The sequence below is a fragment of the Streptomyces sp. NPDC042336 genome, from assembly GCF_055581985.1.
The window spans coordinates 856,589-880,348 of the sequence record NZ_JBVJEA010000001.1; the positions used below are offsets into that span (position 1 = coordinate 856,589).

General features: G+C 74.0%; 21 protein-coding genes. 7 read left to right on the top strand and 14 right to left on the bottom strand.

The window, feature by feature from the left end:
• Positions 1–278: 278 nt before the first annotated feature.
• A complete protein-coding gene (locus tag ACZ6IM_RS03975; RefSeq protein ID WP_469554110.1) occupies positions 279–2,363 on the top strand; it encodes a bifunctional glycosyltransferase 87/phosphatase PAP2 family protein in 2,085 nt (694 codons plus the stop codon).
• Here the strand turns inward: ACZ6IM_RS03975 and ACZ6IM_RS03980 are convergent.
• Positions 2,317–3,972, bottom strand: a complete 1,656-nt coding sequence (locus ACZ6IM_RS03980) for a hypothetical protein (RefSeq protein WP_469554253.1) — start codon at positions 3,970–3,972, stop codon at positions 2,317–2,319. The genes ACZ6IM_RS03975 and ACZ6IM_RS03980 overlap by 47 nt on opposite strands.
• 120 nt (positions 3,973–4,092) lie before the next feature.
• Positions 4,093–4,683, bottom strand: coding sequence for a cysteine hydrolase family protein (locus ACZ6IM_RS03985; protein ID WP_469554112.1), 591 nt, complete (start codon positions 4,681–4,683; stop codon positions 4,093–4,095).
• Positions 4,684–4,813: 130 nt separating this feature from the next.
• Here ACZ6IM_RS03985 and ACZ6IM_RS03990 point away from each other — a divergent pair, with 130 nt between their 5' ends.
• Both ACZ6IM_RS03990 and ACZ6IM_RS03995 read left to right on the top strand, forming a co-directional pair.
• Positions 4,814–5,818, top strand: a complete 1,005-nt coding sequence (locus ACZ6IM_RS03990) for a GlxA family transcriptional regulator (RefSeq protein ID WP_469554114.1) — start codon at positions 4,814–4,816, stop codon at positions 5,816–5,818.
• A gap of 200 nt (positions 5,819–6,018) precedes the next feature.
• Positions 6,019–6,924: an alpha/beta hydrolase gene (locus tag ACZ6IM_RS03995; protein ID WP_469554254.1), complete on the top strand. Its 906-nt coding sequence runs from the start codon at positions 6,019–6,021 to the stop codon at positions 6,922–6,924.
• A gap of 64 nt (positions 6,925–6,988) precedes the next feature.
• Here ACZ6IM_RS03995 and ACZ6IM_RS04000 read toward each other — a convergent pair whose 3' ends face one another.
• The 6 genes from ACZ6IM_RS04000 to ACZ6IM_RS04025 all read right to left on the bottom strand — a co-directional run bounded on the left by ACZ6IM_RS04000 (position 6,989) and on the right by ACZ6IM_RS04025 (position 13,348).
• Entirely contained in the window at positions 6,989–7,402 is a 414-nt protein-coding gene (locus tag ACZ6IM_RS04000; RefSeq protein WP_052842785.1) for an aggregation-promoting factor C-terminal-like domain-containing protein, read from the bottom strand.
• 257 nt (positions 7,403–7,659) lie between these two features.
• Complete coding sequence (locus ACZ6IM_RS04005) at positions 7,660–8,508, bottom strand: ECF transporter S component (RefSeq protein WP_052842784.1); 849 nt, start codon at positions 8,506–8,508, stop codon at positions 7,660–7,662.
• Complete coding sequence (locus tag ACZ6IM_RS04010) at positions 8,505–10,199, bottom strand: ABC transporter ATP-binding protein (protein WP_469554117.1); 1,695 nt, start codon at positions 10,197–10,199, stop codon at positions 8,505–8,507. Before ACZ6IM_RS04010 ends, ACZ6IM_RS04005 begins: the two co-directional genes overlap by 4 nt.
• Complete coding sequence (locus tag ACZ6IM_RS04015) at positions 10,196–11,446, bottom strand: energy-coupling factor transporter transmembrane component T (protein ID WP_469554118.1); 1,251 nt, start codon at positions 11,444–11,446, stop codon at positions 10,196–10,198. Before ACZ6IM_RS04015 ends, ACZ6IM_RS04010 begins: the two co-directional genes overlap by 4 nt.
• A complete protein-coding gene (locus ACZ6IM_RS04020) occupies positions 11,433–12,098 on the bottom strand; it encodes an SCO2322 family protein (RefSeq protein ID WP_052842782.1) in 666 nt (221 codons plus the stop codon). Before ACZ6IM_RS04020 ends, ACZ6IM_RS04015 begins: the two co-directional genes overlap by 14 nt.
• Positions 12,095–13,348 carry a prenyltransferase/squalene oxidase repeat-containing protein gene (locus ACZ6IM_RS04025; RefSeq protein ID WP_469554120.1) on the bottom strand — a complete coding sequence of 418 codons (1,254 nt, stop codon included), beginning with the start codon at positions 13,346–13,348 and terminating at the stop codon, positions 12,095–12,097. Before ACZ6IM_RS04025 ends, ACZ6IM_RS04020 begins: the two co-directional genes overlap by 4 nt.
• A gap of 316 nt (positions 13,349–13,664) precedes the next feature.
• On the opposite strand from ACZ6IM_RS04025, the gene ACZ6IM_RS04030 reads away from it, so the two are divergent.
• Complete coding sequence (locus ACZ6IM_RS04030; RefSeq protein ID WP_469554121.1) at positions 13,665–14,492, top strand: phosphotransferase; 828 nt, start codon at positions 13,665–13,667, stop codon at positions 14,490–14,492.
• Between the two features lie 10 nt (positions 14,493–14,502).
• On the opposite strand, the gene ACZ6IM_RS04035 is transcribed toward ACZ6IM_RS04030, so the two are convergent.
• Positions 14,503–15,165: a TetR family transcriptional regulator gene (locus ACZ6IM_RS04035; RefSeq protein ID WP_469554255.1), complete on the bottom strand. Its 663-nt coding sequence runs from the start codon at positions 15,163–15,165 to the stop codon at positions 14,503–14,505.
• Between the two features lie 154 nt (positions 15,166–15,319).
• Between ACZ6IM_RS04035 and ACZ6IM_RS04040 the strand changes: the two genes are divergently transcribed.
• The 3 genes from ACZ6IM_RS04040 to ACZ6IM_RS04050 are packed head-to-tail and all read left to right on the top strand — an operon-like array spanning position 15,320 to position 18,536.
• Positions 15,320–16,714, top strand: coding sequence for a glycosyltransferase family 4 protein (locus tag ACZ6IM_RS04040; RefSeq protein WP_052842779.1), 1,395 nt, complete (start codon positions 15,320–15,322; stop codon positions 16,712–16,714).
• Complete coding sequence (locus tag ACZ6IM_RS04045; RefSeq protein WP_052842778.1) at positions 16,708–17,442, top strand: class I SAM-dependent methyltransferase; 735 nt, start codon at positions 16,708–16,710, stop codon at positions 17,440–17,442. The genes ACZ6IM_RS04040 and ACZ6IM_RS04045 overlap by 7 nt, the downstream gene beginning before the upstream one ends.
• A complete protein-coding gene (locus tag ACZ6IM_RS04050) occupies positions 17,439–18,536 on the top strand; it encodes a prenyltransferase (RefSeq protein ID WP_052842777.1) in 1,098 nt (365 codons plus the stop codon). The genes ACZ6IM_RS04045 and ACZ6IM_RS04050 overlap by 4 nt, the downstream gene beginning before the upstream one ends.
• Before the next feature lie 16 nt (positions 18,537–18,552).
• On the opposite strand, the gene ACZ6IM_RS04055 is transcribed toward ACZ6IM_RS04050, so the two are convergent.
• The 5 genes from ACZ6IM_RS04055 to ACZ6IM_RS04075 all read right to left on the bottom strand — a co-directional run bounded on the left by ACZ6IM_RS04055 (position 18,553) and on the right by ACZ6IM_RS04075 (position 23,572).
• Positions 18,553–18,840: a hypothetical protein gene (locus ACZ6IM_RS04055; RefSeq protein WP_052842776.1), complete on the bottom strand. Its 288-nt coding sequence runs from the start codon at positions 18,838–18,840 to the stop codon at positions 18,553–18,555.
• Positions 18,841–18,947: 107 nt separating this feature from the next.
• Complete coding sequence (locus ACZ6IM_RS04060) at positions 18,948–19,823, bottom strand: DUF5336 domain-containing protein (protein WP_052842775.1); 876 nt, start codon at positions 19,821–19,823, stop codon at positions 18,948–18,950.
• 158 nt (positions 19,824–19,981) lie between these two features.
• Complete coding sequence (locus ACZ6IM_RS04065; RefSeq protein ID WP_052842774.1) at positions 19,982–20,959, bottom strand: N-acetylmuramoyl-L-alanine amidase; 978 nt, start codon at positions 20,957–20,959, stop codon at positions 19,982–19,984.
• A 10-nt stretch (positions 20,960–20,969) separates the two neighbouring features.
• Positions 20,970–21,662 (bottom strand): class I SAM-dependent methyltransferase, encoded by a 693-nt coding sequence (locus tag ACZ6IM_RS04070; RefSeq protein WP_052842773.1) that lies wholly within the window; start codon positions 21,660–21,662, stop codon positions 20,970–20,972.
• 155 nt (positions 21,663–21,817) lie between these two features.
• Positions 21,818–23,572, bottom strand: a complete 1,755-nt coding sequence (locus ACZ6IM_RS04075; protein WP_052842772.1) for an MFS transporter — start codon at positions 23,570–23,572, stop codon at positions 21,818–21,820.
• Between the last annotated feature and the right edge of the window lie 188 nt (positions 23,573–23,760).

The window sequence follows — 23,760 nt, forward strand, 5'->3', positions numbered from 1 at the left end:
TTACGCCCGGTATGCTTTTCGTTGCACTGTGCACCAAAATGGCGGACACGCAGGGGACATGCGCGCGCCGCGCGCCGTCCCGACACCCGCGGGCTGTGATCCTTCTCGCTCCCCGCAACGAATGGCGCGCGGCTGTCAGGTGGAGTGGGGGGCGCTCGCGTCCTTCTCCGGAGGTGGTGCGAGCCTCATAGGGTTCGCGGGGACGACACACCGCGTACACGAACGCGGCACGTACGGTACGTACGGACGGTACGAACGGGGCGGGAGGCCGACGAGGCGTGGCGAATGCGGAGCACAGTGGGCGACCGGCGGAGTCCTTCGGAGCCTCGGCCGCCGACGCGACCAGAGCACGGCTGCGCGTCGCACGCCTCGGCCTGTGGCTGATCGCCGCCGTCCTGGCCGTACGGCAGGTGGCCGCGGTCCTCGGCACCCCGCGCGGGGAGCGCCTGACGGACCTGGAGACCTGGGTCGGCGAGCACGGCGTCCTGCACGTGGAGGGGTCGCTCTACGACTCCACGCAGTTCACCGGCACGCCCTTCGTCGGCCTCGTCCTCAAACCCTTCACCCGCGCCGCCGAGCAGGCCCTCGGCTGGGGCTGGACCTTCGGCTCGCTGCTGCTGGTCGTCGCCCTCGGCCTGGTCGCCGCCCGCGCCCTGCCCAAGCCCGTCGGACGCCGCACGGCGCTGCTGGCGGCGCCGGTCGCCATCAGCCTGCTGATGCTGTCGCTCCCGGTGCGCAACGCGTTCTGGCTCGGGCAGACCAGCATCATCCCGGTCCTCCTCGTGCTGCTGGGCTGCTTCGCCGTGCGCGGGGCGCAGGGCGACCGCGTGGGCGGGGTGCTGATCGGCGTCGCCGCCGCCTTCCAGCCGACCGTCCTCCTCTTCGTCCCGCTGCTGTGGTTCACCGACCGCAGACGCGCCGCCGTGTCCACCGGGATCACGTTCGTCGTCTGCACGGCCGTCGCCTGGGCGGCCATGGCGCAGGACTCCTACACGTACTGGGTGCACCACATGGCCGGCGTCGGCCTGGGCGGCGAGGCCGACGACCTCGCCAACCAGTCGCTGCACGGCGCCCTGCTCCGCCTCGGCCTGAACGGCCCGCTGGAGATCGCCCTCTTCCTCCTGCTCGGCGCGGCCGTCGCCGTCCTCGCCCTGCGCCGCGCCGTGCGCTACGCCCGCGACGGCCAGCTGCTGCTCGCGGTCGCCGTCACCGGCTGCGCGGCCGTCGTCGTCTCCCCGGCCACCTGGCAGCACCAGCTGCTGTGGGTGCTGCCCGCCGTCGTCGGCCGGGTCGGCAAGCGGGCCTCCGACCGGTACGTGTGGCCGGTCGCCGTCGTCCTGGTGATGACGCTGCCCGCGAAGATGATGCTGCCGAACATGGCGGCCCTGTACCCGCTGCGGGACAACGTCGTCCTGCTCGCCGCGCTGGCCGCCGCCGTCGCCGTGCCCTTCCTGGCGCGCACGTCGCCGTACTTCGAGACACCGGTCCCGACGGCCTACGCGCCGCCGGTCCCGACCCGCTTCAAGCACGTCCCGCTGCTGCCGTTCCTGCGCCGGGTGCTCACCCGGCCCAACCTCCTCCTGGAGCTGCTCCTCATCCGGGTCACCTACGCCGCCTACTCCCAGGTCCGCCTCGCGGCGACCGGCGGCAGCAACTCGGCGGGGCGGGCGCGGGCCGAGGAGCACGGGACGCAGATCCTCGACATCGAGCGCTTCCTGCACATCGACATCGAGCACGCGATCAACCACGCGGTGGTCAAGGTCGGCTGGCTGCGGGACTTCTTCGACTTCTACTACACGTCGTTCCACTTCGTCGTCCCGCTGGCCGTCCTCGGCGTCCTGTACTGGCGCCGCCCGGTCGACTACCGCTGGGCCCGCGCCTCCCTGGGCTTCGCCACGCTGCTGGCCCTGGTCGGCTTCTGGCTCTACCCGCTGGCGCCGCCGCGGCTGATGCCGGGGCTCGGGATCATCGACACCGTGCACGGCGTGCAGGACTTCACGAAGCCGGACTACGGCACGCTGACGCACCTCACCAACCAGTACGCGGCGATGCCGTCGCTGCACTTCGGCTGGTCGCTGTGGTGCGGGGTGGTGATCGCGCTCATCGCGCCGAGGGTGTGGATGAAGGCCCTGGGCCTGCTCCACCCGCTCTTCACCGTCTCGGCGATCGTGGCGACCGGCAACCACTGGGTGCTGGACGCGGTGGGCGGCGCGGCCGTGGTCGCGGCGGGCTTCGGACTGACGTACTGGTTCCAGGGCCCGAGGGCCAGGTCGCTGACGCCGGCCGCCACCGTCCGGACGGAGCCCGCGGCGGGCGTCAGCAGCAGTCCCCCGATCCCGGCGAAGGACCGTACCGGGAGCTGATCCGGTACTCGCCCGGCGCTCCGGCCGTCAGGCGGGTGAACTCGCCGTCCCGCGCCAGGCACCCGCCGTCGCTGCGCAGCCACGGCGACCAGGCGACCCGCACGGTCACCGCACCGGGCCGCTCCACGCGCAGCACCAGGTCGGCGGGGCCGGTGGACACGACGGTGCCGGGCGCGGAGACGAGCGGTACGGCGTCCCGCACCCGGAAGACCTGCCAGTGCGGGTCCCGCCAGACGGGCTCCAGCCACTCGGGCCGCAGCTCCGGGTCCCGCACGAGCGCCGCCTCGGCCTCGGCGGGGCCGTCCGGCCGGCCGGCCGGGAGGACGACGAAGCCGACCGCCCAGCGGTCCAGCCACTCCCGGTAGGCGGCCGCGGAGAAGGAGCCGTCGTAGAAGAGGCGTCCGCGTTCCACGTCGAGCTGCCGGTTCCAGCCGCGGGCCAGGTTGACGTGCGGGGCGAGCAGGGTGGCCTCGCGGTGATTGCGGGCGGGCACCACCTCCACCCGCGTGCGGTCGGCGCCGAGCCCCTTCAGGGCGGCCACGACACCGTCCGGCTCGGCGGCCCAGGCCGGCACGACGGTGGACACCTTCAGGTCGTCGACGGTCTTCTTCCCCACCCAGCCGGTCGAGTAGACGGCGGCGGCGGCCAGCAGGCCCGACACCAGCCGCCGCGACCGGGCCGCGGTCAGCGCGGGAGGTGTGGAGAGCAGCGCCGCCAGCAGCACGGCGGGCGCGAACAGTTCGGCGAACCGCTCCACGTTCGTGCCGACCGGCGAGGCGACGAGATACGTCAGCACGGTCCCGAGCGCGTAGACGGCCCCGCTCCACCGGGCAACCCGCCAGGTACGCGGGGCCAGCACGGTGACGGCGAGGCCGAGCACGACCGGCGGCCATATTCGGGCCGCCGGCATCGGCTGCTCCCCCGTGAAGGGGAAGAACAGCGTCGTCATCCCGACGACGGCGGCCGGGGGTATGAGCAGCACGAGGGCGCGCCCCCAGTCCCGTACGAGCAGGAACGCGGCCCCCACGACGGCCAGGAACAGCCCGGCCACCGGTGATGCCATGGTGGCGAGCGCCGCGTACCCGGCGGCGAGCCACAGCCGCCGCTCCCGCACCAGCGGCACGCAGGCCGCCAGCGCGAGGGCGACGCCGAGCGCGAAGGTGGTCCGGCCCGAGGCGACGTCGCACCACAGCGCGAGGGAGGCGAGCAGCGCGGGCCACACGGGCCGGCGCACCCCGCACCGCACGACCAGCACGGCCGCGAGCCAGGAGGCGGCGAGACCGGACACGACCGTGACGGTGCGCACACCGGCCAGTGCCATCAAGTAGGGCGAGACGACGCTGTAGTTGACGGTGTGCATCCCGCCGTACCAGAACAGGCCGTACGCCGAACTCCCGTGCCGCGACGCGAAGTCCGCCCACGCCTCCTGCGCGGCGAGGTCACCGCCGCCGGTGGCGAGAAACGCCCACCACACCGCGTACAGCGGCAGGGTGGGCAGGGTCGCGAGCAGTGGCACGCGGTGCCGGCGCCCGAAGGCGCGCAGGGCGTCGCTCGGACGTCTGTCCTGTTGCCGGTCGGGCCGGGGGACGGTGAGTTCGGCAGGGGCCACGGTCGGGGGATTCCGTTCGGCGTCGTCGGGGGTGCCCGGCGTGGACACACGTGCGAAGACGATAAATCGAACGGAAACGTTGTCCTGGACCGGGTCCCGAGGGGACCCCGGGGCGCCGCCCTAGCCGAGCGCCTCCTGCGACGGCACGACGACCCCGTACATGTCGGCGATGGTGGCGAGGGCGCCGTAGTGCACCTGGCGGGCGTCGAGTTCGGTGTCCGCGACGGGCAGGGCGCGGGTGGCGCAGGCGTCGGCGACGACCGTGGGGCGGTTGCCGCGCAGGAAGGCGCCCTGGGCGGTGAAGGCCACGCACATGTGCGTCATGAAGCCGACGACGACGAGGTCGCCGTTTCCGGCCGCGTCGACGTGCTCGCCCAGGTCGGTGCCGAAGAAGGAGTCCGGCGCCTTCTTGGTGACGACGGGCTCGCCGTCGACCGGGGCGACGCTCGGGTGGATCTGCCCGATCTCGGCCCGGATGTCGTACGGGCTGCCCTCGCCGCCGTCGTGGACGACGTGGACGACCTTGGCGCCCTCCCGGCGGGCGCGGGCCAGCAGCCGGGCACCGGCGTCGAGCGCGTCCTGCCAGCCGTCGAGTTCCATGACGCCGGTCGTGTAGGTGTTCTGGTAGTCGACGAGGACCAGCGTGGAGTCGGCGAGCTTGGCGGGGGTGTCGTCGAGCCCGCTGAGACGGCGCAAGGTGGTTCTGGGCATGGGAACTCCTCGGTTCACGTGTGGGTGGCGGCCTTCGGCCTGCTCCTACGACGCTAGGGCCACCCCGCGATGTCGGCAATGTCGTCTAACCTGCAGATACCGACATGGCCGTGCGGCAGCGGGAGGAACCGTGGACTCCGTGGGACGACTGATCGTCGTCGTGCTCTTCGAGGGCGTCGACCTGCTCGACGTCACCGGACCGCCGGAGGTGTTCTCCCTCGCACGGCGCGAGACGGAGGACGCGGCGGGCTACGAGGTGGTCCTCGCCGCCGGGGCCATGGACCCGGTCACCACCGGCGCCGGTGTCCGCGTCCTGCCCGACGCCACCTTCGAGGACGTGTCCGCGTGGCGCATCGACACCCTGATCGTGCCCGGCGCGGTCGAGGTCGACGGCCGGCGCCGGGTCAGGGCGCGCACCGACCCGGCCGTGGTCGAGTGGGTGCGGCGGCTCGCGGAGCGGACCCGGCGGGTCACGTCCGTCTGCGTCGGGGCGCACGTCCTGGCCGCCGCCGGGCTGCTCGACGGCAAGCGGGCCACCACGCACTGGTCGACCGCGCGGCAGCTCGCCGACGAGCATCCCGAGGTCGAGGTCGACGCCGACCCGATCTTCATCCGCGAGGGCGACGTGTGGACCGGCGCGGGCATCAGCTCCTGCCTCGACCTCTCCCTCGCCCTCGTCGCCGACGACCTCGGCGAGGCGGTGGCGCTCCGGGTGGCCCGGCAGCTCGTGATGTACCTGAAACGGCCCAGCGGGCAGAGCCAGTTCAGCGTGCCGTTGGAGCAGGTCTCCACGACCCGGCGCGTCGAGGACCTGCGGCACCACATCCTGAGCAACATCGCCGCACCGCTCACCGTCGCCGACCTCGCGGCCCACGCCCACGTCAGCGACCGGCAGCTCACCCGCATCTTCAAGACGGAACTCGGCACGACCCCCTACGCGTACGTCGAGTCGGCGCGCGTGGAAGTGGCACGTCACCAGCTCGAATCCACCGACGCGACCCTGGAACGGGTCGCCACCGCCTGCGGCTTCGGCACCGTCGACACCCTGGTCAGAGCCTTCCGCCGCAGACTCGGCACCACCCCGACCGAGTACCGGCGCCGCTTCCGTACCGTCGTGGGGGCCGAGGGCCCGTAGCGCTCAGGGCGCGCGGGCGGCACTCTCCGCGGGCCGCACGGCGGGGTGGTGCTGGGTCCACCCCGGTGGGGGTGCTGGACCGCTGGTGGGCCGAACGTGCCGTTCATAGCGTTGAGTTCATGAGGGATCACACGAACGATGGACGAGAAGGTGCCACCCGGCGGACGGCGCTGCGTGGCCTGGGACTCGCGGTGGGGGGCATGTCGCTGGCCACCGGGCTCGGGACCTCGCCGGCCGCGGCGGCCCCGCGCCGCGGGCCCACCACCTACGTGCTGGTGCACGGTACCCACAGCGCCGGCGCGTTCTGGATGCCGATCGCGCGGGAACTGGTGCTGCGCGGCCACCGCGTCGTCATGGTGGACCAGCCGCGGCACGGCGCGGAGGTCTTCGTGCCGGAGTCGTACCAGCGGCAGGACCTCACGGCGATGGCGGTCGAGCCCTCCCCGCTGAAGGGCCTCGGGCTGGACGACTACGAGGCGCGCGTGACGGACATCGTGCGGCGGGCCGCACGCAACGGCCCGGTGGTGCTGGTCGGGCACAGCCTGGGCGGCGTGTCGGTCAGCCGGGTCGGCGACGCCGTCCCGCACCTGCTTCACCACATCTGCTACATGGCGGCCTTCTGCCCCAGCCGCGTCCTGCCCACGGCGGACGCCTGCACGGCGGCCCCCGAGAACGCGAACGCCGTCAGCCCGGTGGAGCTGACGGTGGGTGACCCGGACCGGCTCGGGGTGCTGCGGCTGAACTTCCGTACGGGTGTCGGGAGTGAGCTGGCCCTCCTGAAGGAGATGATCTGCGCGGACTACCCCGACGCCGACTTCCGCCGGACACTGGCCGGCATGCAGACCGACGAGCCCGTCGCCGCCTATGCGGGCCGGGCGGTCGGCCGGGCGGGCACCTGGGGGCGCGTTCCCCGCACGTACCTGCGTTTCGGCAGGGACCGTACGATCGCCACCGCGCTCCAGGACCGCATGATCGCGGAAGCCGACGCGGCCACGCCCGGCAACCGCTTCCGCGTGCACGACTTCCCCGACGCGTCACACGTCGGGCCGCTGGATCCCACCCCGGTCGCGGACGTCCTGGACACGCTCGCGGGGCAGCGGGGGTAGGCACGAAGACGGCGCCCCCGGGGATCAGGGGGCGCCGCCTTCGGTATGGGGGGTGGGGTGCGGGTCAGTACCAGCCGTTGGACTGCCAGAAGCTCCAGGCGTCGCAGACGCTGCCGTAGCGGTCCTTCATGTAGTCCAGGCCCCACTCGATCTGGGTGGCCGCGTTGGTCTTCCAGTCCGAGCCCGCCGAGGCCATCTTCGAGCCCGGCAGGGCCTGGACCAGGCCGTAGGCGCCGCTGGAGGCGTTGGTGGCGTGGATGTTCCAGCCGCTCTCGCGGTCGACGATCTTCGAGAAGCACTGGAACTCGGCCGGGTCGCCGATCATCTTCTTCGCGGTCGCCTGTGCCGAGGAGGCCGGCGTCGCGGCCTCGGCGGGCGCGGCGGCGATCAGCGAGCCGCAGGTGGCCGCGGCCAGGGCGGCACCCGCGAGGGCCTTCTTCGGGGTGGCGACGGAACGGAGGAGGGAAGCGGCGGTCAACGGAGGGCCTTTCTTCGGGGACAGGGACGTCGGCGCACACCGGCCCGGCATGCGTCGGCGCCGCTGCCCGGGAGGGCGTCGGCGCCTGGCGACCGGTTCAGGGAAACAGGCGAGCCGGTCGTCCGCAATCGTCCCTTTTGCTAACCGGGGTCGTAGGTGAGGCCTGACGCCTCACCCGCGGCGCCGTGTGGCCCCTCCGCCGACCCGCGCTCGGCTACGAAGCCGCTTCGTAGGTGAAGCGGGTCACGTGGGGGGCCTCACCCGTCGGCCTTCTCGAAGGTGACCGGCGTCTCGAAGGCCGCCCTGCGGGTCGCGCGGCGCAGCGCCTTCAGGACCGGGGTGCCGAGGGCCAGGGTCAGGACGACCGTCATGGCGGCGCGGCCGCCGTCCCAGCCCAGCGACGTCGCCAGGCAGTAGGCGAGGAAGCGGGCCAGGTTGTCCGCGACCGACGCGTCCGGGTCGAAGGCGATGTTCGAGGCGAGGGTGTTCATGAAGGTCCAGCCCGCGAGGTTCATCACCGTGCCGTACGCGAAGGCCGCCAGGAAGCCGTACGCGGCCAGCATCAGCAGCTCCGCGCGGCCGCGCAGGCGGTCGGGGCCCGGCAGCAGCCCCGCGCCCATCGTGAACCAGCCCATCGCCAGCATCTGGAACGGCATCCACGGCCCCACCCCGCCCGTGAGCAGCGCGGACGCGAACATCGTGACCGAGCCCAGCACGAAGCCGAAGCCGGGGCCGAGGACCCGGCCGCTGAGCACCATCAGGAAGAACATCGGCTCCAGGCCCGCCGTCCCCGCGCCGATGGGACGCAGGGCCGCGCCCGCCGCCGCCAGCACACCGAGCATCGCCACGGCCTTCGGGCCCAGACCCGACTCGGAGATCGTCGCCGCCACCACCGCCACCAGCAGCACCAGCACGCCCGCGAACAGCCACGGCGCGTCCTGCGCGTGCGCGTTCAGCGAGGCGTTGGGCGGGGCCAGGAAGGGCCACCCGAAACCCGCCACGCCCACCGCGCTGACCAGGACCAGCGCGGCGACCGAACGCGGGCCCAGGCGGACCGCGCGGGCCCGGCGGTCGCGGGGCGCGGCGGCGACACGGCGCCCGGTCATGACAGGGCCTCCCGTACCTGGGCCACCGTCAGCCACTTCCTCGGCGCCAGCACCTTCGCGACCTGCGGGGCGAAGGACGGGGAGGCGACCACCACGTCCGCCGCCGGACCGTCGGCGATCACCTCGCCGTCGGCGAGCAGCACGACCCGGTGGGCCAGCTCGGCGGCCAGTTCCACGTCGTGCGTGGCCAGCACGATCGCGTGGCCCTCGGCGGCCAGAGCGCGCAGGATGCCGGCCAGCCGGGCCTTCGCCGCGTAGTCCAGGCCGCGCGTCGGCTCGTCCAGCAGGAGGAGGGGAGGGCGGGCGGTCAGGACGACGGACAGGGCCAGGGTGAGGCGCTGGCCCTCCGACAGGTCCCGGGGGTGCGTGTCGTCCGTGACGCCGGGGAGCAGCTCGGTGAGCAGGGCGCGGCAGGTTCCCGGCGTCGCGTCCGCGTCCCGGTCGGCGGCCGCGCACTCGGCGGCGACCGTGTCGGCGTACAGCAGGTCGCGCGGCTCCTGCGGGACCAGGCCGACGCGCCGTACGAGGTCGCGCGGCGCCGTGCGGTGCGGCACGGCGTCCCCCGCCCGGACCGAACCCGCCGACGGCTCGACCAGGCCGACGAGCGCCGAGAGCAGGGTCGACTTGCCGGCGCCGTTGCGGCCCATCAGGGCGACCGTCTCGCCGGGGGAGACCGTCAGATCGACGTGGCGCAGCGCCTGGACGCGGTCGCGGCGCACGGCGAGCGAACGGACCTCGGCGGCGTACGGGGCGGGGGCGGCGGCCGTCTCCGGGCGCCTACCGCGGCGGCGCAGACGGGAGGTGACGGCGGGCCGGAGGGCGGGTGGCGCCGGGAGCGGCGCGGACGGCGGCGGGGTGTGGTCCGGGATCTCCCGGTCGGCCAGGCGGACCCGCAGGCCGGCCGCCCGGCGGCGGGCGTCCCGGATCGTCAGCGGCAGCGGGGACCAGCCCGCCAGCCTGCCCAGGCCCACCACCGGCGGGTACACCGGGGACACCGCCATCACGTCCGCCGGAGCGCCGATGAGCGGCGCCTCGCCGGGGGCCGGGAGCAGGACGACCTGGTCGGCGTACTGGATGACCCGCTCCAGGCGGTGCTCGGCCATCAGGACCGTCGTACCGAGGTCGTGGACCAGTCGCTGGAGGACGGCCAGGACCTCCTCGGCCGCGGCGGGGTCCAGGGCGGAGGTCGGCTCGTCCAGGACCAGGACGTCCGGGTGCGGGGTGAGGACCGAGCCGATGGCGACCCGCTGCTGCTGGCCCCCGGAGAGCGTGGCGATGGGCCGGGACCGGAGGCCGGACAGGCCCAGCAGGTCGAGGGTCTCCTCGACGCGGCGGCGCATCACGTCCGGGGCGAGGCCCAGGGACTCCATGCCGTAGGCCAGTTCGTCCTCGACGGTGTCCGTCACGAAGTGGGACAGCGGGTCCTGGCCGACCGTGCCCACCACGTCGGCGAGTTCGCGCGGCTTGTGGGTGCGGGTGTCGCGGCCGGCCACGGTGACCCGGCCGCTCAGCGTGCCGCCGGTGAAGTGCGGGACGAGGCCGCCGACCGCGCCGAGGACGGTGGACTTGCCGACCCCGGAGGGACCGGCGAGCAGGACCAGTTCGCCCTCGGGGACCTCGAAGTCCACGGCCCGGACGGTGGGTTCGGCCGCACCGTCGTAGGTGACCGACACGTCCTCGAAGCGGATCACGACGGCTCCTTCACGGCGGCGGTCTCGGGTGCGGGGGTGATGAACGCCGGGAGCAGACCGACGAGTACGGCCGCCGCGGGCCACAGCGGGAGGGACGGCGCGACCAGGGGGACCACGCCCGGGTGCAGCGCCGCCGGGTCGCGGGCGGCGGCGAGGAACAGGAGCGCGGCGACCGTCGCGCCGGAGGCGGTGACCAGCCAGGCGCGGGCGTCCCAGCGGTCGGGGCGGTAGCGGGTGCGGACCGTGCGCCGGCCGCCGAGCCACAGGCCCCCCAGCGCGGCGGCGGCACCGGCCAGCAGCACGGGGATGCCGTACGTGCCGCCCGCGGCGGTCAGCAGCCCGTACGTCCCCGCGCAGACGCCGAGCAGTCCGCCCAGGGTGAGGGCGGCGGTGGTACGGCGCACGGCGGCCGGGACCTGGGCGGCACGGCCGTAGCCGCGGGCGTCCATCGCGGCGGCGAGGGCGACGGAGCGTTCCAGGGCGCCCTCCAGGACGGGCAGCCCCACCTGGAGCAGGCCCCGTACGCCGTGGTCCGGGCGGCCGCGCAGGCGGCGGGCGGCGCGCAGGCGCTGGACGTCCGCGATGAGGTTCGGCGCGAAGGTGAGGGCGACGACGACGGCGACGCCCATCTCGTACAGGGCGCCGGGGAGGGACTTGAGCAGGCGGGCGGGGTTGGCCAGGGCGTTCGCCGCGCCGACGCAGATGAGGAGGGTGGCCAGCTTCATCGCGTCGTACAGCGCGAAGGTGAGGCCCTCCGCGGTGACCCGGCCGCCGAGGCGGATGCCCCGCGCCCAGTCGGGCAGGGGGACTTCGGGGAGCGTGAGGAGGGTGTGCGTGCCGGGGACGGGGGAGCCGAGGACGGTGGTGAACAGGAGGCGGATGACGAGGACGGCGAGGGCGAGTTTGAGGAAGGCGCCGTAGGAGCGGGACCAAGGGGCGTGGGGGCGGCGGGTGATCACGACGTAGGCGGAGACGGTGATGAGGAGGGCGAGGAGCAGGGGGTTGGTGGTGCGGGTGGCGGCGGTGCCGAGGGCCAGCGCCCAGAGCCACCAGGCCCCGGGGTGGAGGGACTCGGTGCGCTGGTGGCGGGCGGCGGTGGGGGCGCCCGCCCGTGCCGACGGGGCGCCTCCCCCGGAGGGGGCACCCCCAGCGCCTGCCCTCCCCCGCGCGCGGCTGTGCTCGCGCGGGGGGACCCCGATCGCCCCGGCGGCTCGACTGCCCGCAGGGGCAGGGTCAGTCGGTGGCATTTCTGCGCCGCCTTGCCTGCCAGGCCGCCGCGCCGGCCAGGGCCGCCACGGCGGCGATGCCCGCGTAGAGGCCGACCGACGGGCCGTCGTCGTCCTTCGCGGCCTCCGTGTGCTCTGGGGCCTTCGGCGCGGCCGTGGCCGTCGAGTCCTGCCTCTGCGACACCTGCTCCCCGCAGCCCGACTTCGGGTAGCCCGCGATCGCGCACAGCAGGGCGTTGGTGTCGTAGCGCAGGGGACCGGCGACGGCGGCCAGGGCGTCGGCCGTCGTCGCGTCGGGGGAGACCCGCGCGCAGGCCGTGCGCGGGGCGGGCGGAGTCTCGCCGGACGGGGCGTCGGGTGCCGTACCGAAGTCGAGGACCAGCGCCACCCGCTTGCTGCCGTCCTCGGCCGGGGTGTGCGCGCAGATCGACGCGAAGTCCGCCGTGCCGCGCGGCTGGGCCGCGTCGCCCGAGTCCTCGCTCACCGCGAAGCGGAAGCCCTGCACGTCGCCGTCGGAGGGGCGGGCCAGGGACGGGCCCTGGGTGGCGTAGACCCAGGCCCCGCCGTCGCGGTCCCAGAAGGACCAGTAGCGGTACCCGGCGGCCTGCGCCTGGCCCGCGGTCCCGATCAGCAGGAACGCGGCCAGGAAGAGGAGGACGACGCGGCGGGTCACGGCTGCTGCTTCTTGTTGCGGTTGCTGAGCAGGAAGCCGATGCCGACGCCGAAGACGAGGCAGACGCCGACGAACCACCAGACGCCGAAGGGGGAGTCGTCGTCCTTCTTCTCGTCCCCGGCCTGCTCGCTCGTGGTCGCGCTGTCGCTCGCCGCCGTCCCCTGCGGGGCGGGGCCCGTCGCGTTCAGCTTCTCCACCAGGTCGGTGCCGCCGAAGTCACGCGGGTCGGTGCCCGTGGCGTGGGCGGCGAGGATCAGCTGGGCGTAGGCGGCCGGTCCGCTCTCCGCGGCCCACTTCGCGGCGTTCTTCTCCAGCCAGGCCAGCGGCTCGGCCGCCCGCTCCGCGCCGCCCTGTGCCGCGAGGGCGACCACGGCGTCGGCGGTGTTGCCGTAGTCGGGCTGGTCGGCGGAGCCGCCGAGGGCGGAGACGAGGTGGCCCTCCTTGGCGAGCGTGTCGGTGAGATACGCGGCGGCGTTGGCGGCGGCGCGCTCGCGGGAGGGCTTGTCCGCGTCGGCGCACGAGGCGGCGTCGGACTTCCCGGCGGCCTCGGCGACCAGGCCCTTGCCGAGCGAGCCGAGGACACCGGCGGCGGTCGCGTCCGCGTTGGCGAGCAGCTTGCCGTCCTTGTCGGGCTGGAAGGCGAAGGCGCCCGAGCCCTTGTCCTCGGCACAGGGCAGGGCGAACGTCAGCAGGGCGTCGTACGGGGACTTGCCGCCCTTCTCGACGTCCTCGGGGTTCGTCTCGGTGGCGGTCAGGGCGCCGATGACGACGGAGGTGGAGTTGGCGTCGCTGGGCGTGCCGGGGCTGTAGCCCCAGCCGCCGTCCTTGTTCTGCACGGACTTCAGCCAGCCGAGGGCGTCCTCGATCACGTCGCCGTGCCCGCCGACCGCCCACAGCGCCTGGACGGCGGCGGCCGTGCTGTTGGTGTCGACCATGGTCTTGGCGTCGCAGGGGACCGCCGGGTCGGCGCGGAAGGGGGCGAAGGCGCCGTTCGCGCACTGCTGGTCCGTGAGCCACTTCACGGCCGTCGAGGACGGGACCACGCCCGCCGTGTCCTGCGCGAGCAGGGCGAGGGACTGGCGCCAGACACCGTCGTATTGGGGGTCGGTGGTCCCGTACAGCCCGGACGGCGCGGACGAGGACGGGGAGGCGGACGGTGACGGATCGGCGGCGGCCGCGGGCGCGGTGGCGGCGCCGATCACGGCTATGGCGGCCAGAGCCGCGGCGCTGCTGCGACGGCGGACGTTCATGATCGGCGGGTGCCTTTCCCTGTGCGGGCCCGGCAGCACGGGGCACCCCCGGCGGCTCGGCCCGTATGCCTCGACGGTGCCCGTGCGCCGGCGGGCGCCGGGCACGTGAGCCGGTCACATCCGCGCGGGGCAGTCCGGCTCACCGTCCGGGAGCCCTGAGGGACTCGGCGGGCGGTTCACGGTTGCGGGTCAGCGCCGGAATTGCACCGGCTTCCCCCCGTACGGGTGATGACGACGCCGCCACTTTACCCGCCCGGGGGGTCCGGGCCGAGGGGCGGCCGGGACGGGAGCCGCGGCCGGGGGATACGTTCCGGGCATGCGGACGGGGAGACTGATCGGGGCGGGGCGCACGGCCGACGTGTACGAGGCGGGCGCGGGGTGGGTGCTGCGGCGCGACCGGGAGGGCGTCGGCGACGCGGTGGCCGAGGGCGCGGTGATGGAACACGTACGGGCGCACGGCTACCCGGTGCCACGGGTCCGGCCCGCGGGACCGGCTTCCCCGCACACCGACCCGCACACCGACCCGCGTGCCGGCCTCCACGCCGACCCGCGCACCGACCCGCACACCGACCTCCCCGTCGACCCGCACACCGACCTCCCCGTCGACCCGCGCACCGACCTCCCCGTCGACCCGCGCACCGACCTCCCCACCGACCCGCGCACCGATCTCGTCATGGAGCGGCTGTTCGGGCCGACGATGCTGCGGGCCTGTCTGGACGGGGCGTTGACGCCCCGGGACGCGGGCGGCATGCTCGCCCGGTTGCTGCGGCTGCTGCACGAGGTGCCCCCGTACCGCTCCACCGACCCGGGCGTGTGCGTCCTCCACCTGGACCTGCACCCGGACAACGTGATCCTCACGGCCGACGGCCCCCGGGTGATCGACTGGTCCAACGCCGAGGAGGGCGTCCCCGGGCTGGACTGGGGCACGTCCGCAGTGATCCTCGCCCAGGTGGCGGCCGTCGGCGGCCCGATGGCCGAGCCCGCCGGAGTCATGCTGGCCGCGCTGCTCGCCGATCCGTCCGCCCTCACGCAGGAAGGCCTCGCCGAGGCGCTGCGGCGACGGGCGGCCAACCCGACCATGGACCCGCGGGAGCTGGCGGTGCTGCCCGCGGCCGAGGATCTGGTCCGCTCCCACCTGGGGTGAACGGCGGACCTCAGCGGTGCGCCGCTTCCGCCGCGCTCCCGGCCTCCGTCAGGTCGATCAGCCGGCACACCGTCTCGATGTCCACCCGCACCTGGGCGAGGGAGGTGCGGCCCGCGAGCCAGGTGATCAGGGTCGAGAGCCAGGTGTGCTCGACGACCCGGACCGCCGACAGCTGCTCGGGGGTCGGGTTCTCCAGGCCGCCCATCGCGTCCAGGATGATCGCCGTGGTCTGCCGCGAGACCTGGTCGACCTCCGGGGAGACGCTGCGGTCGGCGAAGGTCAGGGCGCGGGCCATCGCCTCGGCCAGCCGGGGCTCGCGCTGCAACGCGCCGAAGGCCCGCATCAGGGTCTGCGCCACCCGGTCCGCGGCCGTCTCGCCGGTGGGCGGGCTCTTGCGCAGGGTGCCGTGCAGCCGCTCCAACTGGTCGTGCATGGTCGCGACCAGCAGATGCACCTTGGACGGGAAGTACCGGTACAGCGTGCCGAGGGCGACCTGCGAGGACTCCGCGACCTCCCGCATCTGCACCGCCTCGAAGCCGCCCCGGCAGGCCAGCTGGGCGGTCGCGTGCAGGATGCGGCGGCGGCGCTCCCGCTGCCGCTCGGTCAGGGGCGGTGCGGAGGGGCGGTGCGCCGGACCGGCTGGCTCCGCTGCCGGATCGTCCACCTCGCTCACCTTCTCCCCCGTGGCGTGAATCACCTGATCCACTCGTCACAGCCCGGCTACCTGCCGGTAGATTCGAAGCCGCTGACGATCAAGTCTGAAACTTGTTCTAGATTAACCTCCCGACGTAGTGTCGCGGGACAGCGCAGTGAGGAGGGGGCCCGAAGTGACCGCCGAGGCCAGTCAGACGGGTCCCCGTCCGGAGCCCGCCGCCGACGGCTTGCCACCGCTGCGCATCGCGCTCCTCACCTACAAGGGGAACCCGTTCTGCGGCGGCCAGGGCGTCTACGTCCGCCATCTCTCCCGTGAACTGGCCCGCCTCGGCCACCGCGTCGAGGTCATCGGGGCCCAGCCGTATCCCGTCCTGGACGTCCTCGACGGCCGCGAGGACCGGCTGTCCCTCACCGAGCTGCCCAGCCTCGACCTCTACCGCCAGCCCGACCCCTTCCGCACCCCGAAGCGCGGCGAGTACCGCGACTGGGTCGACGCGCTCGAGGTCGGCACGATGTGGACCGGCGGCTTCCCGGAGCCGCTGACGTTCTCGCTGCGTGCCCGCCGCCATCTGCGGGCCCGCCGCGGCGACTTCGACGTCGTCCACGACAACCAGACCCTCGGCTACGGCCTGCTGGGCGACGTGGGCGCGCCCCTCGTCACCACCATCCATCACCCCATCACCGTCGACCGGCAGTTGGAGCTGGACGCGGCCGACAGCCGCAAGCGCCGCTACTCCGTGCGCCGCTGGTACGCCTTCACCCGGATGCAGAAGCGCGTCGCGCGCCGGCTGCCCTCCGTGCTCACCGTCTCCGGCACCTCCCGCCAGGAGATCGTCGACCACCTCGGTGTACGGGACGACCGCATCCACGTGGTCCACATCGGCGCCGACACCGACCTGTTCTCGCCCGACCCGTCGGTGCCCCGGGTGCCCGGCCGGATCGTGACGACGTCCAGCGCGGACGTGCCGCTCAAGGGCCTGGTCTTCCTCGTCGAGGCGCTCGCGAAGGCGCGCACCGAGCATCCCCGGGCCCACCTCGTCGTCGTCGGCAAGCGGCCCGCCGAGGGACCCGTAGCCCAGGCGATCGAGCGGTACGGCCTCGAAGGCGCCGTCGAGTTCGTCAAGGGCATCTCGGACGCCGAACTGGTCGACCTGGTGCGGTCGGCGGAGGTCGCGTGCGTGCCGTCGCTGTACGAGGGCTTCTCGCTGCCCGCCGCCGAGGCCATGGCGACCGGCACGGCACTGCTCGCCACCACCGGCGGGGCGGTCCCCGAGGTCGCCGGACCCGACGGGGAGACCTGCCTCGCGGTGCCGCCGGGCGACGCCGACGCGCTGGCCGCCGGGCTGAACCGGCTGCTGGGCGACCGCGACCTGCGCGCCAGGCTCGGCGCCGCCGGACGCGAACGCGTGCTGCGGCACTTCACCTGGGCGCGCGCCGCCGAGGGCACCGTCGCCCGCTACCGCGAGGCCATCGGCCCCGCCGCCCCCACGACCACGCCGAGGATCGTGCCCGCGACCCCGACCACCAGTGACTCCGGCGTCTATCCCGAAAGCAGGGCCACGTGCTGACCGTCGACTTCTCCCGGTTCCCGCTCGCCCCGGGCGACCGCGTCCTGGACCTCGGCTGCGGCGCCGGCCGGCACGCGTTCGAGTGCTACCGGCGCGGGGCGCGGGTCGTCGCGCTGGACCGGAACGCCGAGGAGATCCGCGAGGTCGCCAAGTGGTTCGCGGCGATGGAGGAGGCCGGCGAGGCCCCGGCCGGCGCCACCGCCACCGCCATGGAGGGCGACGCCCTGGCCCTGCCCTTTCCCGACGAGTCCTTCGACGTCGTCATCATCTCCGAGGTGATGGAGCACATCCCCGACGACAAGGGCGTCCTCGCCGAGATGGTCCGCGTCCTCAAGCCCGGCGGGCGCATCGCCGTCACCGTGCCGCGCTACGGCCCCGAGAAGGTCTGCTGGACCCTCTCCGACGCCTACCACGAGGTCGAGGGCGGCCACATCCGCATCTACCGGGCCGACCAGCTCCTCGCCCGCATCCGCGAGGCCGGGCTCAAGCCGTACGGCACCCACCACGCGCACGCGCTGCACTCGCCGTACTGGTGGCTCAAGTGCGCGTTCGGCGTCGACAACGACAAGGCGCTGCCGGTACGGGCGTACCACAAACTGCTGGTGTGGGACATCATGAAGAAGCCGCTGGCGACGCGGGTCGCCGAGCAGGCGCTGAACCCGCTGATCGGCAAGAGCTTCGTGGCCTACGCGACCAAGCCCCACCTGCCGCCGGTGGACGCCGCGTGACCTCACCCCGCACTCCCGGCACGCCCCGCACCCCCCGCACCGAACACCTGGTCCTGCCCGGCGTCCTCACCGCCGAGGAGGCCGCCGCGACCGTCCGCGGCATCCTCGCCGTCCAGCGCGAGGACGGCGCGATCCCGTGGTTCCGCGGCCACCACCTCGACCCGTGGGACCACGTCGAGGCGGCCATGGCCCTGGACACGGCCGACGAACACGAGGCCGCCGAGCGGGCGTACACGTGGCTGGCCCGGCACCAGAACCAGGACGGATCCTGGTACGCCGCCTACGCCGACGGGGACTTCGCCGACGTCACCGACCGCGGCCGGGAGACCAACTTCGTCGCCTACGTCGCCGTCGGCGTCTGGCACCACTACCTCGCCACCGGCGACGACACCTTCCTGGAGCGGATGTGGCCGGTCGTCCACGCGGCGGTCGAGTTCGTGCTGCGCCTCCAGCAGCCCGGCGGGCAGATCGGCTGGCGCCGGGACGACGACGGCACCGACACCACGGACGCGCTGCTGACCGGCAGTTCCTCCGTCCACCACGCCCTGCGCTGCGCGCTCGCCATCGCCGAGCAACGCGAAGAGCCGCAGCCCGACTGGGAGTTGGCGGCGGGCGCGCTGCGGCACGCCATCCGCCGCCACCCGGAGCGGTTCCTGGACAAGAACCGCTACTCGATGGACTGGTACTACCCCGTGCTGGGCGGCGCGCTGACCGGCACGGAGGCCAGGTCCCGCATCGAGGAGAGCTGGGACCGCTTCGTGGTCCCGGGCTTCGGGGTGCGCTGCGTCGTCCCCAACCCGTGGGTGACGGGCGGAGAGTCGGCCGAACTCGCGCTCGCCCTGTGGGCGGTGGGCGAGTCCGACCACGCGCTCGCCGTCCTCCAGTCCATCCAGCACCTGCGGGACGCCGACAGCGGCCTGTACTGGACGGGCTACGTCTTCGAGGACGACGCCATATGGCCGCGCGAGCTGACCACCTGGACGGCCGGTTCGCTGCTGCTCGCCGTCGCCGCGCTCGGCGGCCACGAGGCCACCTGCCGGGTCTTCGCCGGCGACCGGCTGCCCAGGGGACTGGACCCGGACTGCTGCGTCTGAGCGGCCGGGCCGGCGGTCAGTGACGGCCGAGGCGGTTGGCGACGGCGTGACCGACGAAGAGGTAGACGACCGCGGCCAGTCCGTAGCCGGCGACGACCCGGGCCCAGGCCTCGTCGAACGTGAAGAGGTCGTGCGACCAGCCCGCCAGCCAGTCGGCCGCGTCATGGACGAACCGCACCAGGTCGTTGGCCCGGTTGGCGTCCAACAGGTACATCAGGATCCACAGGCCGAGGATGAAGGCCATGATGTCGGCGACGATCGCTATGGCCCGGCCCGCGGAGGTGGAACCGCTGTATCTAGACATGCCTTCCGTATGGCCCCGCAGGGCCGGAGGAAACCTACGCCGACGGCCCCCCACCCGGAACGTGGTCCGGGCGGAGGGCCGTTGAGGCGTCGGAAGCGTCGGCGCGGTCAGCCGCGCTGGATGCCCGAGGTGTCCTGGAGGACGCCGCGACGGCCGTCCTGGGTCTGCGCGACCAGGTTGGCGCCGCGCTGCTCGACGGCCAGGTACCAGGTACCCGGCGCCAGTTCGGCGATCGGCGTCGGGGAGCCGTCCTCCGCGAACAGCGGACGCGGCACCGGCACGGCGAACCAGAACGGGGAGAAGTCCCCGGCGGGCTGGGCCGCCGGCTGAGCCTGCGCCTGCTGCGGCGCCTGCGGCTGACCGGGGTGGGGCTGCCCCGGCTGCGGCTGCCCGCCGAAGGACGGACCGGGCTGACCCGGGTGCCCGGGCTGGCCCGGCTGAGAGCCGTACGGCTGCTGCTGGGCGCCCGGGTAGCCGTAACCACCCTGGGGCTGGCCGCCGTAGGGCTGCGGCGCGGCCGGGCGGGGGGCCGGGATCAGGGTGCCCTTGAGGGCGGGGAGCAGCGGGGTGGCGACGGCCGCGGCGGCCATGAGCAGCGTGGCGACGAGGGCGAGGATCAGGCCGATCCCGGCGCCGATGTTGTCCAGGCCCCCGTCGTTGTCGAAGGCGCCCGCCGGGTCGAAGATGTTGCCGAGCGCGCACCACGCGGCGAAGACCGTGAACGCCGTGCCGAACTGGCCGAGGTCGAGACCGGCCACCTTCCTGGGCTGCGGCATGGCACGGTTCACGACGACGAGCGCGGCGCCGATGACGCCCGCCAGGACGACACCGAGCACGACCGAGCCACTGCCCCACAGGCTGGGGATGTCGGCGCTGTCCGGCGCACCGTCGATCGAGTAGATGTCGAGGAACGACGCGATCAACAGCAACACCGCTGCTCCGATCACCACGCCGTCGCCTCGAGTGAGCGAGCGGATATTCACTTCAGGTCCTTCGTAGGTCGTCTCGTCGTCGGTAGAGGCGTCGCTGTCACGATGGCGCCGAAAGGTTCCGGTGTGAAGCGCGGGGGTGGCCCCTCATCGTACGGAGGACACTATCGTCCGGACCTCGGGGCTGTCCGCAGGGATCGGGACGCCGATCGCTACCCGCGCAGGAAACTCACGATTCCCTCAGACATCCCTTGCGCCGCCTTCTGGCGCCAACTGCCGCTGGTCAGCAGGGCCGCGTCCGTGCTGTCGCGCATGTTGCCGCACTCGATGAACACCTTGGGAACCGTTGACAGATTGAGACCGCCCAGGTCCGTGCGCGTGACCAGACCGGTGCCGTCGCCGAGGTAGTTCGAGGGCGCGGTGCCCGTGACCCGCACGAAGCTCCCCGCGACGCGCTTGCCCAGTTCCGCGGAGGGCGCCGCGATCGTGCGGGTGTCGGCCGCCCCGTCGTGCACCGGGCCCGGCAGGATCACGTGGAAGCCGCGATTGCCGGTTCCCGACCCGTCGGCGTGGATCGAGATCGCCGCGTCGGCCTTCGCCTCGTTGCCGATCCGGGCCCGCTCGTCCACACAGGGTCCGTACGGACGGTCGCCGTCCTGCGTCAGCTTCACGGTCGCGCCCTGTTCCTGAAGCAGGGTGCGCAGCCGGTGGGCCACGTCGAGGGTGAACTTCGCCTCCGGCCAGCCCGCGTTGGTGGCCGTGCCCGTCGTGTCGCACTCCTTCCGGTGCGTGCCGATGTCCACCTTGCGGTTGATCTCGGACGCGTGCCGGAAGTTGGCGGGGTTGTGGCCCGGGTCGATGACGACGACCTTGCCCTTGAGGGCGCCGGAGGCGGGGGGCCGGGAGGCGGACGCGGACGGCTTCTGGGACGTGGGGGCGGGTGAGGAGCCCGCGGGCTTCTTGGCGTCGCCGCCCTCGGACGCGGGAGCACTGGCGGAGGGCGCCGCCGACGTCCGTACGGCGCCCGCCCGGCCGCCGCCGTCCCCGTCGTCCGGGCCGCCGACCGCCGCGTACACCCCCCACCCGATCAGCGCCCCGGGCACGAGCGCGGCGACCGCCACGGTCAGCGGGCGGCGCAGCGGGGAGCGGCGGGGCTGGGGAGGTTCGAAGTCCGGGCCTGTGTACGACACGTCAGCGACTCTAACCGCGCCCCCGGATCGCCGCGCCGGTTCGCCGCAGCACGCGCAGCGAGTCGGTCACGGAGACCTCGGTGAACGCGCCGGACGCCAGGGCCCTGAGGTAGACGCGGTACGGGGCCTGCCCGGTGAACTCGTCGGCCGGGTCCGGGAAGACGTCGTGGATGACCAGCAGCCCGCCGTATGCCACGTGCGGGGCCCAGCCCTCGTAGTCGGCGTTCGCGTGCTCGTCGGTGTGGCCGCCGTCGATGAAGACGAGGCCCAGGGGGGAGTTCCAGACCGCCGCGACCTGGGGGGAGCGCCCGACCAGGGCGACCACGTGCTCCTCCAGACCGGCCCGGTGCAGGGTGCGGCGGAAGGTGGGCAGGGTGTCCATCACGCCCAGCTCCGGGTCGACCGTCTCCGGGTCGTGGTATTCCCAGCCCGGCTGCTGCTCCTCGCTGCCCCGGTGGTGGTCGACGGTGAGCGCGGTGACTCCGGCCCGGCGGGCCGCGTCGGCGAGCAGGACGGTGGAGCGTCCGCAGTAGGTGCCGACCTCCAGCAGCGGCAGCCCGAGGCCGCCCGCCTCCACGGCCACCGCGTACAACGCGAGGCCCTCGTGCGCGGGCATGAACCCCTTCGCGGCCTCGAAGGCGGCGAGGACATCGGGCGAGGGCGAGGCGGCGAGGGAGGGGACGGAGTCGGGGGCCGCGGTCATGAGGGCCTTTCGGTGGTGCGGGTGCGGGTGCGGGTGCGCCGGTCCGGTGGCGCGGGTGGTCCGGCGTCGGCGCCCCATGCTGCCGCACCCCCTGCCGCGCGGTGCGACAGGGGGTGCGGGGACCGGCCGGGGCCGGGAGGGCCGGGCGGGGAGGGTCAGGCCGGGACCGTCTCGCCCGGCAGCGACAGGTCCAGGTCGACCTGGCGGTCGCCGCCGTGGGTGGCCGCGTGGGCCAGCGGGGCGTGGCCCGCGGCCCGGGCGGCCAGCACGTACGGGCCCTCGGCGGGCACGGCGAGGGCGTAGCTGCCGTCGGCGGCGGAGAGGGTCGCGCCCGCCTGCCGCCCGTGCCGGTCGATCAGCGTGACCTTGGCGCGGGGGACGGGGGCGCCGTCGGCGGCCAGCACCCGGCCGCGGAAGCCGTGCGGCGGCTGCCCGGTCCCGGCGAGCGCCTGCTCGGCGCGGGCCAGGTTCGCGTCCTCCTCGCTGCTCGCCCTCAGCTGCGAGACCGCCTGGGGGCGACGCGGGAGGAAGAAGGCCAGCACCAGACCGACGGCGACGGCACCCGCCGCGATCATGAAGGAGACGCGGAAGCCGTGCAGGGTGGGGACGGCGACACCGCCCGCGTCGTTCGCCGTGTTGGCGAGCACCATGCCGATGACCGCGCTCGACACCGACGTACCGATGGACCGCATCAGCGTGTTGAGGCCGTTGGCGGCGCCGGTCTCGGAGGCCGGGACCGCGCTGATGATCAGGGCGGGCAGGGAGGAGTAGGCGAGGCCGATGCCCGCGCCGATCAGCACCGAGGTGACGACGGTCTGCCAGGCGGCGCTCATCAGGCCGAGGCCGCCGGCGTAGCCGATCCCGATGATCACCAGGCCGATGATGAGGGTGGTGCGGGGGCCGTAGCGGGCGGACAGACGGGCGTAGACCGGGGCGGTGAACATCATCGTCAGGCCCAGCGGAGCCACGCACAGGCCCGCGACGACCATCGACTGACCGAGGCCGTAGCCGGTCTCGGAGGGCAGCTGGAGGAGCTGCGGCAGCACGAGGGAGATGACGAAGAAGGAGACGCCGACCATGATCGAGGCGAGGTTGGTGAGCAGCACCTCGCGGCGGGCCGTGGTGCGCAGGTCGACCAGCGGGGCCGCGACGCGCAGCTCCATCAGGCCCCACAGGAGCAGGACCACGACGGCGGCAGCGAACAGGCCGAGCGTGGTGGGCGACGACCAGCCCCAGTCGCTGCCCTTGCTGATCGGCAGCAGGAAGAGGATCAGGCCGGCCGACAGGCCCAGCGCGCCCGGCAGGTCGAAGGAGCCCTTGGCGCGCAGCGGGGACTCCGGCACGACCAGCAGGGTCAGGGCGATGGAGACGACACCCAGGCCGGCGGCGCCGTAGTACAGGGCGTGCCAGTCGGTGTGCTGGGCGACCAGGGCCGCGGCGGGCAGCGCGAGGCCGCCGCCGACGCCGATCGAGGAACTCATCAGCGCCATCGCCGAGCCGAGCCGCTCACGGGGCAGCATGTCGCGCATCAGGCCGATGCCGAGCGGTATCGCGCCCATCGCGAAGCCCTGCAGGGTACGGCCGACGATCATCGGGATCAGGGCGTCGGTGAGCGCGCTGAGCAGCGCGCCGACGACCATCACCGACAGGCTGGCGATCAGCATGCGGCGCTTGCCGAACAGGTCGCCGAGCCGGCCCATGATCGGCGTGGCCACGGCTCCGGACAGGAGCGTGGAGGTCAGGACCCAGGTGGCGTTGCTGGGTGAGGTGTCCAGAAGTCGGGGCAGGTCCTTGATGACCGGGACCAGCAGGGTCTGCATCACCGCGACGACGATGCCCGCGAACGCGAGCACCGGGACGGTGGCCCCGCTCGCTCGCCGCGCGGGTTCGTCGGTCGTCGTGTGGGACATGGGGTGGGGCCTCCAGGCCGGAGTTGGCGGATGCGGTGCGTGATCGTGATGTGTGCAGACTGAACCTCGTGCGCCGGGGCAACTATTCCGTTGCTTCGGGCCCCTAACGAATTCTTGACCTTCTCTTGGGGCCGCGCCTACGCACGGTTAACCGGAAGGCCGTCTAGGACCCGGGACCTAGGACGGGC